This window comes from Flavobacterium sp. J372 (assembly GCF_024699965.1).
Classification (GTDB): Bacteria; Bacteroidota; Bacteroidia; order Flavobacteriales; family Flavobacteriaceae; genus Flavobacterium.
This window is the reverse complement of record NZ_JAJOMZ010000004.1, coordinates 518,763-532,335: the sequence shown is the minus strand read 5'-3', so window position 1 is coordinate 532,335 and position 13,573 is coordinate 518,763. Positions and strand designations below refer to the sequence as shown.

Annotated in this window: 12 protein-coding genes and 1 pseudogene; 7 read left to right on the top strand and 6 right to left on the bottom strand. The window is 43.7% G+C overall.

Annotated features, from left to right (window positions below; all coding sequences use genetic code 11):
- Positions 1-30: 30 nt before the first annotated feature.
- The 3 genes and pseudogenes from LRS05_RS02800 to rnpA form a co-directional block, all read right to left on the bottom strand.
- Positions 31-1,659, bottom strand: a pseudogene (locus LRS05_RS02800) (S41 family peptidase).
- Between the two features lie 2 nt (positions 1,660-1,661).
- Positions 1,662-2,507, bottom strand: a complete 846-nt coding sequence (locus tag LRS05_RS02795) for a DUF4349 domain-containing protein (RefSeq protein WP_257866927.1) — start codon at positions 2,505-2,507, stop codon at positions 1,662-1,664.
- 48 nt (positions 2,508-2,555) lie between these two features.
- Positions 2,556-2,939, bottom strand: coding sequence for a ribonuclease P protein component (rnpA, locus tag LRS05_RS02790; RefSeq protein WP_257866926.1), 384 nt, complete (start codon positions 2,937-2,939; stop codon positions 2,556-2,558).
- 115 nt (positions 2,940-3,054) lie between these two features.
- Here rnpA and LRS05_RS02785 point away from each other — a divergent pair, with 115 nt between their 5' ends.
- Both LRS05_RS02785 and LRS05_RS02780 read left to right on the top strand, forming a co-directional pair.
- Positions 3,055-3,735: a S24 family peptidase gene (locus tag LRS05_RS02785; protein ID WP_257866925.1), complete on the top strand. Its 681-nt coding sequence runs from the start codon at positions 3,055-3,057 to the stop codon at positions 3,733-3,735.
- Between the two features lie 203 nt (positions 3,736-3,938).
- Complete coding sequence (locus tag LRS05_RS02780) at positions 3,939-4,145, top strand: hypothetical protein (RefSeq protein ID WP_257866924.1); 207 nt, start codon at positions 3,939-3,941, stop codon at positions 4,143-4,145.
- A gap of 232 nt (positions 4,146-4,377) precedes the next feature.
- Here the strand turns inward: LRS05_RS02780 and LRS05_RS02775 are convergent, their stop codons facing one another.
- The 3 genes from LRS05_RS02775 to LRS05_RS02765 all read right to left on the bottom strand — a co-directional run bounded on the left by LRS05_RS02775 (position 4,378) and on the right by LRS05_RS02765 (position 8,870).
- Complete coding sequence (locus LRS05_RS02775) at positions 4,378-6,273, bottom strand: M1 family metallopeptidase (RefSeq protein ID WP_257866923.1); 1,896 nt, start codon at positions 6,271-6,273, stop codon at positions 4,378-4,380.
- Positions 6,274-6,331: 58 nt separating this feature from the next.
- Positions 6,332-7,936, bottom strand: coding sequence for a S8 family peptidase (locus LRS05_RS02770; protein WP_257866922.1), 1,605 nt, complete (start codon positions 7,934-7,936; stop codon positions 6,332-6,334).
- Positions 7,937-8,003: 67 nt separating this feature from the next.
- On the bottom strand, positions 8,004-8,870 hold the full coding sequence (locus LRS05_RS02765) for an MBL fold metallo-hydrolase (protein WP_257866921.1): 867 nt from the start codon (positions 8,868-8,870) through the stop codon (positions 8,004-8,006).
- Positions 8,871-9,026: 156 nt separating this feature from the next.
- Between LRS05_RS02765 and LRS05_RS02760 the strand changes: the two genes are divergently transcribed.
- The 5 genes from LRS05_RS02760 to sufD all read left to right on the top strand — a co-directional run bounded on the left by LRS05_RS02760 (position 9,027) and on the right by sufD (position 13,440).
- Entirely contained in the window at positions 9,027-9,356 is a 330-nt protein-coding gene (locus tag LRS05_RS02760; RefSeq protein ID WP_257866920.1) for an iron-sulfur cluster assembly accessory protein, read from the top strand.
- Between the two features lie 156 nt (positions 9,357-9,512).
- Positions 9,513-9,719, top strand: a complete 207-nt coding sequence (locus tag LRS05_RS02755) for a four helix bundle protein (RefSeq protein ID WP_257866919.1) — start codon at positions 9,513-9,515, stop codon at positions 9,717-9,719.
- 81 nt (positions 9,720-9,800) lie between these two features.
- Positions 9,801-11,249: a Fe-S cluster assembly protein SufB gene (gene sufB / locus LRS05_RS02750; protein WP_257866918.1), complete on the top strand. Its 1,449-nt coding sequence runs from the start codon at positions 9,801-9,803 to the stop codon at positions 11,247-11,249.
- A gap of 25 nt (positions 11,250-11,274) precedes the next feature.
- Positions 11,275-12,021 (top strand): Fe-S cluster assembly ATPase SufC, encoded by a 747-nt coding sequence (gene sufC / locus LRS05_RS02745; RefSeq protein WP_257866917.1) that lies wholly within the window; start codon positions 11,275-11,277, stop codon positions 12,019-12,021.
- Positions 12,022-12,123: 102 nt separating this feature from the next.
- Positions 12,124-13,440: a Fe-S cluster assembly protein SufD gene (gene sufD / locus LRS05_RS02740; protein WP_257866916.1), complete on the top strand. Its 1,317-nt coding sequence runs from the start codon at positions 12,124-12,126 to the stop codon at positions 13,438-13,440.
- The last annotated feature ends 133 nt before the right edge of the window (positions 13,441-13,573 follow it).

The window sequence follows — 13,573 nt, the reverse complement described above, 5'->3', positions numbered from 1 at the left end:
AAAGAAGTCCCGGCATTGCCGGGACTTTAATTATTTTGAAGATAAAAGTTTATTGTACTCTGTGGGATTATTAAGCAGCGCAACCGATTTTGAAATTTCGGGGTTGGTCTTCGTATAATACTTATAAAGCCCTTCTTTATACTGGTAGCGTTTTATAAGCTCATCGGTAATCAGCTGTTTTATTTCCTGCTTGTGTGTATTCAGTTCCTTTTCTTCGCTCTTTTGCAGCGCAGTGAGCAGCTGTTGGTATTCGGCGGCAATGCTGGCATCAACCTTCTCTTTTTGGCAACTTCAAGCGTCGCTTTCAGCGATCGTTCGGTTTCCGTATCAAATTCAAACTTTTCTTTCTTCAGGAATTGCTTGAAGGCTTCAAAGTCAGCATCGCTAAACTGCGGTATGTTATTGCCCAGGTTGGGGTTTTTGTAATAATAGCTTGTAGCATAGTTAAAGATGCCGTCATTTCGCACCAAAGCATCAGATATTGCGCTTTGTTTAGATTCAGCCAGCTCAACATCTGGCAAGATACCCCCCGCCGTCATAAACCGTACGGCCTTTGCGGGTTTTAAAAGCGTTATAGTTCTTTTTGTCGATACGTATTGCCTTCCCGTCAGCATCTTTATGGGTATAGTCAAGTGCCTGTATTCCCCTGCCCGAAGGTGTGTAATAGCGCGATATGGTTACTTTTACCTGCGTGCCATAGGTAAGGTCAAGCGGGCGCTGCACCAGGCCTTTGCCAAAGCTGCGGGTGCCCACAATCACTGCACGGTCAAGGTCCTGCAAGGCGCCTGCCACGATTTCTGAAGCTGATGCACTTTTGCCGTCAACCAGCACCACGAGCGGAATTTCCGTATCTACCGGCGCTTTCATGGTTTTATATACATTGTTGTATTTGTCATTCTTAGACTTTGTAGTCACAATAATTTCATTCTGCGGAACAAAAAGGTTGCACAGGTTCACTGCCTCATTCAGTAGTCCGCCGGGGTTGCCGCGCAAGTCAAGAATTATTTTTTTAGCGCCCTGGCCTTTAAGATCGAGCAGTGCATCTTTAGTTTCTGATGATGCCTTGGCATTAAACTGCGAGAGTACAATATATCCGGCATCAGCGCCAACCATTGAATAATAAGGCACTGCCTTTACATCAACTTCGCTCAGCGTAATTTCTGTACTGTAGGTCTTTCCCTGGCGGAGATATTTTACAGGGATTTTAGTGTTACGCGAACCCTTCAGGAGTTCGCTGGCATCTTCTTTAAAAGTCGACAGGTCAACATCGCCAATCTGGATGATTTCATCACCTGCCTTGAGCCCGGCTTTATCTGCCGGGTAGTCTTTATATGGCTCGCGGATGATTACCTTACCACCCTTACGCGTTACAATGGCACCAATGCCCGTATACTCGCCTGTGTTGTTTATTTTAAACTTGGCAACATCAGCTTCGTTAAAGTAAACCGTATAGGGGTCAAGGTCGGCAAGCATATTTTTTATGGCTTTATCCATAAGCTCGCCGGGGTTGGTCTCATCCACATAGTTTGCGTTCACGGTCTTGAACAGTGTGGTGAATATCTCTATCTGTTTTGCAACTTCAAAAAAGTCGTTCTTGAACCCCACAGCTACAAAGAAAATCCCTGCGGCTGCTATCGGTAGTATAATTTTCTTCTTCATCGTCATCTTTGTATCTTTTTTCTGAATTTTTTACGAAATAGTATAAACGCTATCACGAAAATAAGTATTAATGGCCAGATGTACAGCACTCCAAGGAATAAACTTGACAGTAAATTGAAGCCTGACTTCAGCGCGTTGCCTATTTTATCACCGTAAGATACAGTTGTGCTTGCGCCGGCTTCCGTCCTTTTAAAGAACTCAATGTTAATAGTGCTTAGCGCTACCCGGTTCTGCATGTAGCGCAGCTGCCCTTCTTTTGCCTCAATTTCTTCCCGGATAGACGAGAGTTCCCGCTCAATTTCCAGTATTTCAGATACCTTCTTTGCCTTGCTTATCAGTTCAAGGTAGCGTGCTTCCAATACTTTCTTTGCTTTAATGCGAGCTTCGGTGTCAACATACTGCTCGGTAACATCCTGAGAAGATATTTCCTTCCGCTCAAAATAAGCTACTCCTTTGCTTATATCATTAATAAATGCATCAAACTTTTGTGCAGGTATGCGTACGGTAAGTGTGCGGTTTATAGAGTAATCATCTTTGCCTTCTGTATCGTGCTGCAACTGCGCGCCGTATTTTTTTACTGCATCCTGTATTGTTTTAGTCGTGGCATCCATATCGCCTGTTTCAAAACGCAGGTCGGCATTGCGGATAATCTTCTGCGAAGGATAAGCGGCGGCAATTGCGTTACCTGGCTGCACATTTTTATCAGCATCAGGAGCCATGAAGGCTTTAGCCTCGGGTACAGCTTCCGTAACTGTTGCATCGGCAGCGTCAAATTCTTCACTTTTCACACCTTCTTTACAGGAGGCCAGGCCGGCAAGCAGCACAAGTGTTGCTATCGTGTTTTTCATTGGTTATATGGCTTTTACAGCATAACGGAAATGTGGCTTCGCTTAGTATTAAGCATTTTCACGCATGGCAAACTTTTCAAAAAGCTGAATGGTTTTGGCATTTATTTCTTCAAAACTCAGCCGGTCTTTTGTCTGGTAAAAAAACATAAAAGCATAAGGCTTGTCAATGCTGTTTTTAAGGATATGCTGGTTAAGCCGGTAAGTTTCGCGCAGTACGCGTTTAAAGTAGTTACGGTCGTGCGCTTTTTTGAAATATTTTTTTGATACAGATACGCCCATTTGCAACGCTACACCGGCATTATTTTCTGCCGGGGCGTAAACAAGACGCAATGGGTACTTAGTAACCGATTTACTTGAGTGAAAAAGTTCGCTTATGGTTGCCCTGCTTTTGAGCTTTTCATTTTTTGGGTATGTTTTACGCGAATTTTCCATGTCATGGCAAAGATAGAGACTATTTACACTATCATTTTAAAGTTAAAACTTACAAAATATAAAAATAATTTTATTTAATCAGATTATTTTCTTACTATTGTAAAAAATTACAACTATGGTATCAACACGTTTAGGCGAATACATAGAAGCCAAGGGCATAAGCTATTATGCATTTGAAAACAGCCTCGGGGCCAGCCGGGGCAGTATATCTAAAGCGGTGAAAGACGGCAAAAGCATCGGCTCAAACATGCTGGAGAAGATTATGAACCTGTATCAGGACATTAATCCGTCATGGCTGCTTACCGGTGACGGAGAGATGTTTAAGGAAGGGCATGAAGCAATAAGGACCTTCAAGCTTAAAACGGATACTACGGTAGAATCACAAAAAATTCCTTTATATGACCTTGAAGCTGTAGCAGGCCTTGTACCTATTTTCAGCAATGCCAACCAGCAGCCGGTTGATCATATATCAATACCGCACCTGCCTAAATGCGATGGTGCAGTTTATGTAACGGGTGACAGTATGTACCCGATATTGAAGAGTGGTGACATTGTCCTATACAAAGAAGTAAATGATATTGCCACGCAAATATTCTGGGGTGAAATGTACCTGCTAAGCGTTGATATGGGTGGTGATGAATACGTAACTGTAAAATATGTGCACCGCAGCGATGAAAACGGCAGTATAAAGCTGGTAAGCGAAAATAAACGCCACCAGGATAAAGATGTGCCGATGGATTCTGTACGGGCTATGGCATTGGTAAAAGCCAGTGTACGCATGAATGCCATGATATAATCGGCGCTTTTCTACAAAAACTCCACAAATTCTACAACTATATAAAATCCTTTACGAACTTCGGTACGCAAAGGATTTTCTTTTTAATTATCTAATATTCAGCGGATTGTATATATAGCTATTGTTGTGTACTACATAATGTATTTGGCTGGCACTGTACTTGCCTTTATCATTACAAGTACATAATCTAAACATACAATACAATGAAAAATTTAATTTTAGGCGCTATAATGCTTACCGGTGCTGTAGCATTTGCACAGGAGCCCGCTAAGCAAACCCAACAAACGCAATCTTCAACAACTACTACAACCACAACTCCGGCCAACCAATCTCAACCGGCACAGCAACCGCAAAAGCTGATGCCAGAACTGCACAGCCGTCTACAACTGAGCGCAGGACTGAAGCAGTAAGGGAAGAAAAGAATGTCACTACTGAGAAAAAGGCTGACCCAGCTAAGAAATCATAACTCTTAGCGCCATTATATATACTCAGGTTTTTATTCTATTTTACCTGAAAACCTCCGGGAGCGACAGTCCGGAGGTTTTTTTGTAGGTCATAATCATTCCCTTTAGCTCCCATAAACCATTTGCGTTGGGTTTCAAGTTAATTGAATTCCGCTCCAAATGGAATATGGTAGCTTAACTAGTTTGCCCCGGGGATATAAGCGTTGTCTTTTACATTCACATCAGCCATAAGCTCGCTTGGGTCAATCACAAATACTCTTATATCACCTTTACGTTTGTTAATAGTAAATTGATAGGTTGTATGCCCCCAATCCCATGCGTTTAGTACTGTGCGGTTAAGTTTCGGGTATGGGTTATCTTTTATAAAACGCATCATCTCCAGCGGAATATAGAAGCTCTCCTGAGAGCCATCAGCATAGGCAACTATAATATCTATTGGCATTGGCATGCGGCCCTTGCGCTCCAGCGTCACCTTGGTTTTATCGCCGTCTTCCGCAATTTCTTTAATGGCGTAGTCTATCGTATTTGTGGTTTGTGCCCAGTCGGTAAGGTACCAGTCCAGGTGAGCGCCGCTCACTTTTTCAGCCGTCCGCTTTATATCATTCGGTGTAGGGTGAGTAAATTTATAGTCGGCATAATAGCGTTTTATCGTTTCTGCCAGCTTATCCTGCCCTATAAGGTAACCCAGTTGCGCAAGGAAAATTTCGCCTTTGCTGTAAGCTGCAATGCTGTACAGCACGTTTTGGTCATACCTGTCGGCATGTGTAGTCATAGGGTGCTCTTTTCCGGTACCAACCAGATACCTGTAGTTTGCGTAGGCATTTACAAAAGGGTTAGCCTGTTCTTCCTGTTTGTCGGTTTTAGGCATCAGTGCTTCAATGGCAAGATCTTCAGCAAAAGATGTAAATCCTTCATCCATCCATGGGTGCTTGCTCTCGTTGCTGGCCAGTATGTGCTGGAACCAGCTGTGAGCAAACTCGTGAGCAGTAACGCTTACCAATCCTTCATAGCTGCGCCCGGTAACCAACGTACACATGGCATATTCCATACCGCCGTCTCCACCCTGTATCACAGAGTACTGCTTGTAAGGGTAAAGCCCGATTGTCTTGTTGTAAAATGACAGCAATTCCGCTGTTTTCGGCTGAAGTTTCTTCCAGGCATCGTTGCTTTCAGGTATATCTTTATAGAAGAAATGCAGCTCTACGCCGTTTTCGCCCATGATTTTATCGTGGATGTATTTGTTATCTGCTGCCCAGGCAAAATCATGCACCATTGGTGCTGTAAAATGCCAGGTAAGCGTTTTGGTTTTCTTTGGATATTTAACCTGAACGCCTGTATCTTCATAGCCTTTCCCAATCTCATTCTTGTTTTGTAGATAGCCTGTGCCGCCAATGGTGTAATCTTTATCAATAGTAATTTTCACATCAAAATTACCCCACACCCCGTGAAATTCGCGGGCGATGTATTGGTTGGCATGCCATCCTTCAAAGTCATATTCAGCCATTTTAGGGTACCACTGCGTCATTGACAGGGCTATACCTTCACTTGAGTTTCTTCCGCTGCGGCGTATTTGTAGCGGCACCTGGCCTTCAAAATCAAGGGTAAAGGTTGTAGACTGCCCCGGGAGTATTGCTTTAGGAAGGTCAACCTCAAGAATTGTCCCCGAAACCCTGTTTTTCGCATCGGCCCCATCCTGCTTCAGGTTTTTTATGTTTAGGTAGCCAATTTCGTTAGGCTTTAGCGTACTGATGCGGCTTTCTTTTGTGGTAGTGTTACCTGTCTTAAAAGTTTTTACCATTCGCTTGTCAGGGTCGGCTATAGCCTGCAGGCGGGCATCCATCTCACTGCCGGGCTGGAAAGCATTATTATACAAATGGTAAAACACCCGGCGCAGCGTATCAGGTGAGTTGTTGGTATATACCAATTCCTGCTTGCCTGTGTAGCGATATGTTTTCACGTCCATGTTCACATCCATCTTGTAGTCAACATGTTGCTGCCAGTAGCCCGGATTAGGGTTTTTCTGCGCAAACGCTGAGGTACCTGCCAGCAGCGCTGCAAAAAATAATTTCTTCATGCGGTAAAAATAAAATGGAAGGAGATTAATCCTTCCATCAGTTTAAAATATATTTCTTTTATTTTCGTGACATCTGGTCTGCCAGGATAATGGCATTGTAAGCATTTACAATTTTGCCCGTGCGTGAAAGTTCACTGAAAGGCTTGGTTGTTTCCTCACCACCTGCGTTTACAGGCAGGTCAATGGCAATGCCGCTTTGCATGATGATTTGCTTCACCTGCGATGCCTTAAGTTTAGGATAGTAGGCACGGATAAGCGCTGCAACACCTGCCGCATTTGGCGATGCCATTGATGTTCCCTGAAGGAATTCATACTTATTGTTTGGCGTTGTAGCATAAATGCGTACACCCGGGCTGAATACGTCAACATCTGTCTTACCGTAGTTCGAGAAATCTGCGATAAAGTTGCCGTCAAGGCTGTAGTTTATAGCCCCAACCGAAAGGAAGCTGTCGCTGATTTCAGGCCCGCCGTTCATGTTATCGTTAGGGAAACGCTCTACACCGCCCGGCTGGTTAAGGTCTGTACCCTCATTACCTGCCGCACAAACTATTAGTACGTCTTTAGAAGCGGCGTATTTTATGGCGTCATAAACCCATTCACTGTGAGCTGAATAGTACTTGCCAAAACTGCCATTGATTACTTTAGCGCCATTATCTACAGCGTAGCGTATTGCCAGGGCCACGTCTTTGTCATATTCATCGCCATCCGGCACTGCACGCACAGCCATTATTGATACCACAGGAGTTGCAACACCATCACCACCAATGCCGTTATTCCTGCCTTGCGCAATGATGCCGGCAACGTGAGTGCCGTGCTTGGCGCCATCTTTTACAGGGCCAATAACGTTGTTGTTGCCGTAATTCCTGTCGTTGAAATCGTCCGGGTTATCGCCAACAATCTTACGGCCGTCAAACTGAAGGTTAAGGTTGTAGTTTATCTGCCCGTCATAGTGGTCTTTAGCGCCTTTTATTTCTTCATCAAATTCTTCTTTCGAGATTTGGCTGAGTATCTGTATAAGCCTGCCTTTTACAGCATTCATGGTAGGATCTGAAGTATTAAATTTCTTCAGGTCATCGGCGGTATAATTGTCTTTTTTAAGTTCCTGGCGGATGGCTTTATCAGCATTGATGATAAAATCTATCTGCTGTTTGCCTGCCAGTGCTTCCTGGTATTCTTTATCATATTCGGCTTTGGCTTTTTTATAGCGCTCGCTGCCATCATCGCCTTTTTTCAGTATGCGGACGAACTCCATATTTTCATGCTCGGCATTACCCAAAAAGTTCCAGCCGTGGATGTCATCAACATAGCCGTTTTTATCATCGTCAATGCCATTTCCTGCAATTTCTTTTTCATTAACCCATATAACAGGTTTAAGGTCAGGGTGTTCAATGTCTATACCTGAGTCAACCACGCCTACCACAACTTTAGTGAACTTCCTGTCTTTCAGCAGTTCATAAGCACGGTCAACGCTCATTCCGGGAATCGTGTCACGAAGCAGGTCAAGATGGCTCCAGCGCTGTTCCTGGTTAGTTGTAAGCGCTGCTTTTTTAGCGGTAATTGTTGCCGGCGCGGCCAGCGGAGTTGCTTTTATGGCTTTTGTGCTGCTGCATCCGGTAAGGGCTAAGGCAAGCGCAGCGCACAAGTAAAGTGATTTAAATTTCATATTGAAAAAATTACTGTTGGAATAATTGGACTAAGGTATTTCGATTTGTTACAGCAAGGTAAGGTATTTAACATTTCATTAAGAAATCTTCAGCAGTGAAAATTTCCTGCAGGCGAACGCCTTTTTCTGTTTGCTCAACGGTTATGATTTCATTGTGGGCATCGTGCTCCAAGAAAAGGCAAAAATTGTTTTCGGCAGCCATGTTTAAAAACTTCGCTTTTTCATCGAGGGTGAGCAGAGGGCGCGTATCATAACCCATAACATACGGTAGCGGGAGGTGCCCGGCAGTCGGCAGGAGGTCAGCCATGAAGGCAATGGTTTTGCCGTTGAAGTTTATGAGCGGAATCATCTGCTTTTCAGTATGGCCATCAGCGAAAAATATTCCAAAACCCAGCTCACTTTTCTCAAGAAGGTCACCATCAGGCCTTTCAATAAATTTTAGCCTGCCGCTTTCCTGTATCGGCAAAATATTTTCAGGGAGGAAAGACGCCTTTTCGCGTGCATTCGGTTTAGTGGCCCACTCCCAATGATTTTCATTCGTCCAGTAGTTTGCATTTTTAAAAGCAACTTCATAGCCTGTGTGCTCTTTGTTCCAGACAACGCTGCCGCCGCAATGGTCAAAGTGCAGGTGGGTCATAAAAACATCGGTAACATCATCGCGGTGGAAACCGTACTTCGCTAAAGATTTATCGGTATCGTGATTTCCCCACAAAGCATAATAGCTGAAAAATTTATCGCTCTGCTTGTTGCCCATGCCTGTATCAATCAATATCAGGCGGTTGCCATCTTCAACTAAGAGGCATCGTGCAGCAAGGTCAATCTGGTTATTCGCATCGGCGGGGTTGGTTTTTGTCCACAGGCTTTTCGGCACCACGCCAAACATTGCGCCGCCGTCAAGCTTAAAGTTTCCGGTTTCAATCGGGTATAATTTCATAATCAGGAATTAAACCGCCAAATTACCATTTTTAGTGTGAAACAGGGCATAAAAATTGCTGATATAACAACTGGCATAAAACCGTGTACAGCTATTACATTATTTAAAAATGTGGTATCTTTGCACACAATTTTACTAATAATAAGCAATTTAGTCATGATAAAAGTTTCTGATACAGCAAAAAAGAGGGCTGTCATGCTGATGGAAGATGACGGCTTTGATGCGGCTAATGATTATATAAGGGTAGGCGTAAAGAGCGGCGGATGCTCTGGCCTTTCATATGAACTTAAGTTTGATAACGCCTTAGGCGAGAATGATAAGGTGTTTGAAGACAACGGAATAAAGATAGCCGTAGATAAAAAAAGCATGCTTTACCTGGCGGGCACCGTACTGGAATATAGCGGCGGCCTTAATGGTAAAGGTTTCGTTTTCAATAACCCTAATGCGCAGAGAACCTGCGGGTGCGGGGAGAGTTTTTCGCTGTAAGCGAGTTGTAAAGTTAAAAGTTATAATGTTTGAAAGTTCTGGATGGCGAAACTCAATTCCTTTGAAGAGATTATTGCCTGGCAAAAAACAAGGTAATTAAATGCAGAAATTTACAGGATTACAAACAGAAACGAAATCTTTACGAAGGATTATGGATTGAGGGATCAAATGCGGAGAGCTAGCATCTCTATTTCCTCAAATATTGCAGAAGGTTTTGAGAGGGAGACAACGAAAGAGTTTGTAAGATTTCTTTACATTGCGAAAGCATCAGCAGGAGAATTCAGGTCGCAATTGTATTTAGCGTCAGATTTAGGATATATTTCTAGTGGACGGATTCCAAAACCTGAATGCCAATATAAATGATATATCAAAATTGTTGAGTGGCTTTATAAAGTACCTGATCGGAACTTTATAACATTTAAACTTTCAACATTTAAACTTAATATGAGTAAGTACACCGAAGAAGAATTAAAGATTGAACTCGAGACCAAAGAGTACGAGTACGGTTTTTATACAAATATAGAATCTGAAACGTTCCCTGTGGGGCTGAACGAGGACATCGTGCGGGCGCTTTCGAAAAAGAAGGAAGAGCCTGAATGGATGACCGAGTGGCGCCTTGAGGCGTTTCGTTCATGGCAGGAAATGACCGAGCCGGAATGGGCGAATGTACATTATGAGAAGCCGGATTTCCAGGCAATATCATACTACTCTGCCCCAAAGGCGGTTGACCCGAACAAAACGCTTGACGATGTAGACCCTGAGCTTTTGGCGATGTACAAAAAGCTGGGCATATCTGTAGACGAGCAAAAAGCCATGAACAATGTGGCGATTGATATTGTGGTTGACTCCGTTTCTGTGGCAACTACGTTTAAAAAGACACTGGCTGAAAAGGGCATCATATTCTGCTCTATCTCTGAAGCAATAAAGGAACATCCAGACCTGGTGCGCAAATACATTGGCACCGTTGTTCCGCAGAAGGATAATTTTTATGCAGCGCTTAACTCAGCTGTTTTTAGTGACGGTTCGTTCTGCTACATCCCAAAAGGTGTGCGCTGCCCAATGGAATTGTCAACGTATTTCCGTATCAACCAGGCAGGTACGGGCCAGTTTGAGCGTACGCTTGTAGTGGCCGATGAAGGCAGCTATGTAAGCTACCTTGAGGGCTGTACTGCACCAAGCCGTGACGAGAACCAGCTGCACGCCGCAGTGGTAGAGCTTATAGCCATGGACGATGCCGAGATAAAATATAGCACTGTTCAAAACTGGTTTCCCGGCAATAAAGAAGGCAAGGGTGGTGTGTACAACTTTGTAACCAAGCGCGGACTTTGCGAGAAAAACGCGAAGATAAGCTGGACGCAGGTAGAAACAGGTAGCGCCGTGACATGGAAATACCCAAGTTGCGTGCTTAAGGGCGATAACTCGGTTGGGGAGTTTTACTCTATTGCCGTGACCAATAACTACCAGCAGGCCGATACTGGTACTAAGATGATTCACCTTGGCAAAAACACCAAGAGCACCATCATATCAAAAGGTATATCAGCAGGTAAGTCGCAGAACAGCTACCGCGGGCTTGTCCAGATTGGTTCTCGTGCAGAAAATGCCAGGAACTTCTCCCAGTGCGATTCACTGCTAATGGGCAATAATTGCGGTGCGCATACCTTTCCGTATATCGAATCAAAGAACACAACAGCCAAGATAGAGCACGAGGCCACAACCAGCAAGATTGGTGAAGACCAGGTGTTTTACTGTAACCAGCGCGGCATACCGACAGAAAAGGCGATTGCGTTGATAGTAAACGGCTTCAGTAAAGATGTACTGAACAAGCTCCCGATGGAGTTTGCGGTTGAGGCTCAAAAATTATTAGAAATTAGCCTTGAAGGCTCTGTGGGTTAATCCAGATAAATAAATTTCCAAATTAATGTTAAGCATAAAGAATTTACACGCTCGTGTTGAGGATAAAGATATTCTGAAAGGTATAAACCTTGAAGTTAAAGCCGGAGAGGTACACGCCATAATGGGCCCGAACGGCTCAGGAAAATCAACACTTTCGTCGGTAATTGCCGGCAAGGAAGATTATGAAGTAACCGAAGGCGAGATATTGCTGGAAGGCGAAGATATTGGCGAACTGGCACCGGAGGAAAGGGCGCACAAAGGTGTGTTCCTGTCGTTCCAGTACCCTGTGGAAATCCCGGGTGTATCGGTTACCAACTTCATGAAAACTGCTATCAATGAGAGCCGCAAGGCGAAAGGCCAGGAAGAGATGCCGGCTAATGAAATGCTGAAGCTTATCCGCGAAAAAAGTGAAATGCTTGAGATTGACCGCAAGTTCCTTTCACGCTCGCTGAACGAAGGTTTTTCGGGCGGTGAGAAGAAGCGTAACGAAATCTTCCAGATGGCAATGCTTGAGCCCAAGCTGGCGATATTGGACGAGACTGATTCAGGCCTTGACATTGATGCGCTGCGTATTGTGGCTAATGGCGTAAATAAGCTGCGCAGCGAAGACAACGCTGTAGTTGTAATTACGCACTACCAAAGGCTTCTTGACTATATCGTGCCGGACTTTGTTCACGTACTGTACAATGGCAAAATCGTAAAATCAGGCGGTAAAGAACTTGCCTACGAATTGGAGGAGAAAGGTTACGACTGGATTAAGGCTGAAAACTAATTATTAGTTAGAAAGTTGAAAGTTATAATGTTAGAAAGTTAGCTTCCGGTTCGCGTCACGAAACTTTCAAACATTGAACATTACAACTTCAAACACATTACAATGGATTTGAAAGAGAAACTTTTATCGTCGTTCATGGCGTTTGAAGAGCGTGTTGACGTTACTTCGGACCTGCATGAAATAAGGACAGAAGCCATAAAGACATTTGAAGCGAAGGGATTCCCTACAAAAAGGGATGAGGCTTGGAAATATACATCGCTCAACAGTGTGCTGAAAAATGATTTCAGTGTATTTCCAAAAGAAGAGAATGCGGTTGACTATTCTGCCGTGAAGAAATACTTCCTGCACGAGATTGACACTTACAAAGTGGTATTCATTGATGGCGTCTTCAGCTCATTCCTGTCATCAACCACACATGACGGGCTTGATGTTTGCCTTATGTCTTCAGCGCTTACAAAGCCAAAATACAAGGAGGTCATTGATAAGTACTTCAACAAAATTGCCAATACCGAAGACAGCCTTACGTCATTAAATACTGCTTTTGCAGCGGAAGGTGCGTACATCAACATCCCGAAAAATAAAGTTGCCGATAAGCCTATCGAGATAATGTACCTTTCAACAGGCAACGAGGCAGCGCTTATGGTACAGCCACGCAACCTTATTATAGTTGGCAAGAATGCCCAGGTACAGATAATAGAGCGCCACCAGAGCCTAAACAGCAACCCGGTGCTAACTAATTCAGTTACCGAAATATTTGCCCAGGAGCGCGCCATAGTAGATTATTACAAGATACAAAATGATGTGCTTACAGCCAACCTGGTAGACAATACTTATATAGCCCAGAAACGCGAAAGCAACGCCTCTGTGCACACTTTCTCGTTCGGGGGTAACATTACCCGCAACAACCTGAATTTCTATCACCAGGGCGACCATGTAGAGAGTACGCTGAAGGGTATCACCATCATTAAAGAAAAGCAGTTTGTAGACCACTACACGCTGGTACGTCATGCCGAACCGGACTGCCAGAGCCACCAGAACTATAAGGGCATTTTTAATGACAATGCTACAGGTGTGTTCAATGGTAAGATATATGTAGAAAAGGAGGCTCAGAAAACCGATGCTTTCCAGCAGAATAATAATATACTTTTAAGTGATAAGGCAACTATCAACGCAAAGCCGCAGCTGGAAATTTTTGCTGATGACGTAAAATGTTCACATGGCTGTACCATAGGCCAGCTTGACGAGAATGCGATGTTCTACATGCAGTCACGCGGTATACCGCAAAAGGAAGCAAAGGCCCTGCTTATGTATGCCTTCAGCAATGAGGTCATAGAGAGCATCCGCATACCTGAATTAAAGAACCGCATCACCAAAATTATAGCCCAGAACCTTGGTGTAAATATGGGCTTTGACCTTTAAATATTACTATTTGCATAATATATTGAATCAGCGGCATTTGCCGCTGATTTGTTTTATTTAGAATTAATAAAAATAATTTGCATATATACTATCCGGCATTTACCTTTGCAATTTAGAATTAATCTAAGTTAAA

Coding starts and splice junctions, on each gene's coding strand:
- LRS05_RS02795 (WP_257866927.1), bottom strand. CDS start 2,507: ATGAAAAACACGATAGCAACACTTGTGCTGCTTGCCGGCCTGGCCTCC.
- rnpA (WP_257866926.1), bottom strand. CDS start 2,939: ATGGAAAATTCGCGTAAAACATACCCAAAAAATGAAAAGCTCAAAAGC.
- LRS05_RS02785 (WP_257866925.1), top strand. CDS start 3,055: ATGGTATCAACACGTTTAGGCGAATACATAGAAGCCAAGGGCATAAGC.
- LRS05_RS02780 (WP_257866924.1), top strand. CDS start 3,939: ATGAAAAATTTAATTTTAGGCGCTATAATGCTTACCGGTGCTGTAGCA.
- LRS05_RS02775 (WP_257866923.1), bottom strand. CDS start 6,273: ATGAAGAAATTATTTTTTGCAGCGCTGCTGGCAGGTACCTCAGCGTTT.
- LRS05_RS02770 (WP_257866922.1), bottom strand. CDS start 7,936: ATGAAATTTAAATCACTTTACTTGTGCGCTGCGCTTGCCTTAGCCCTT.
- LRS05_RS02765 (WP_257866921.1), bottom strand. CDS start 8,870: ATGAAATTATACCCGATTGAAACCGGAAACTTTAAGCTTGACGGCGGC.
- LRS05_RS02760 (WP_257866920.1), top strand. CDS start 9,027: ATGATAAAAGTTTCTGATACAGCAAAAAAGAGGGCTGTCATGCTGATG.
- sufB (WP_257866918.1), top strand. CDS start 9,801: ATGAGTAAGTACACCGAAGAAGAATTAAAGATTGAACTCGAGACCAAA.
- sufC (WP_257866917.1), top strand. CDS start 11,275: ATGTTAAGCATAAAGAATTTACACGCTCGTGTTGAGGATAAAGATATT.
- sufD (WP_257866916.1), top strand. CDS start 12,124: ATGGATTTGAAAGAGAAACTTTTATCGTCGTTCATGGCGTTTGAAGAG.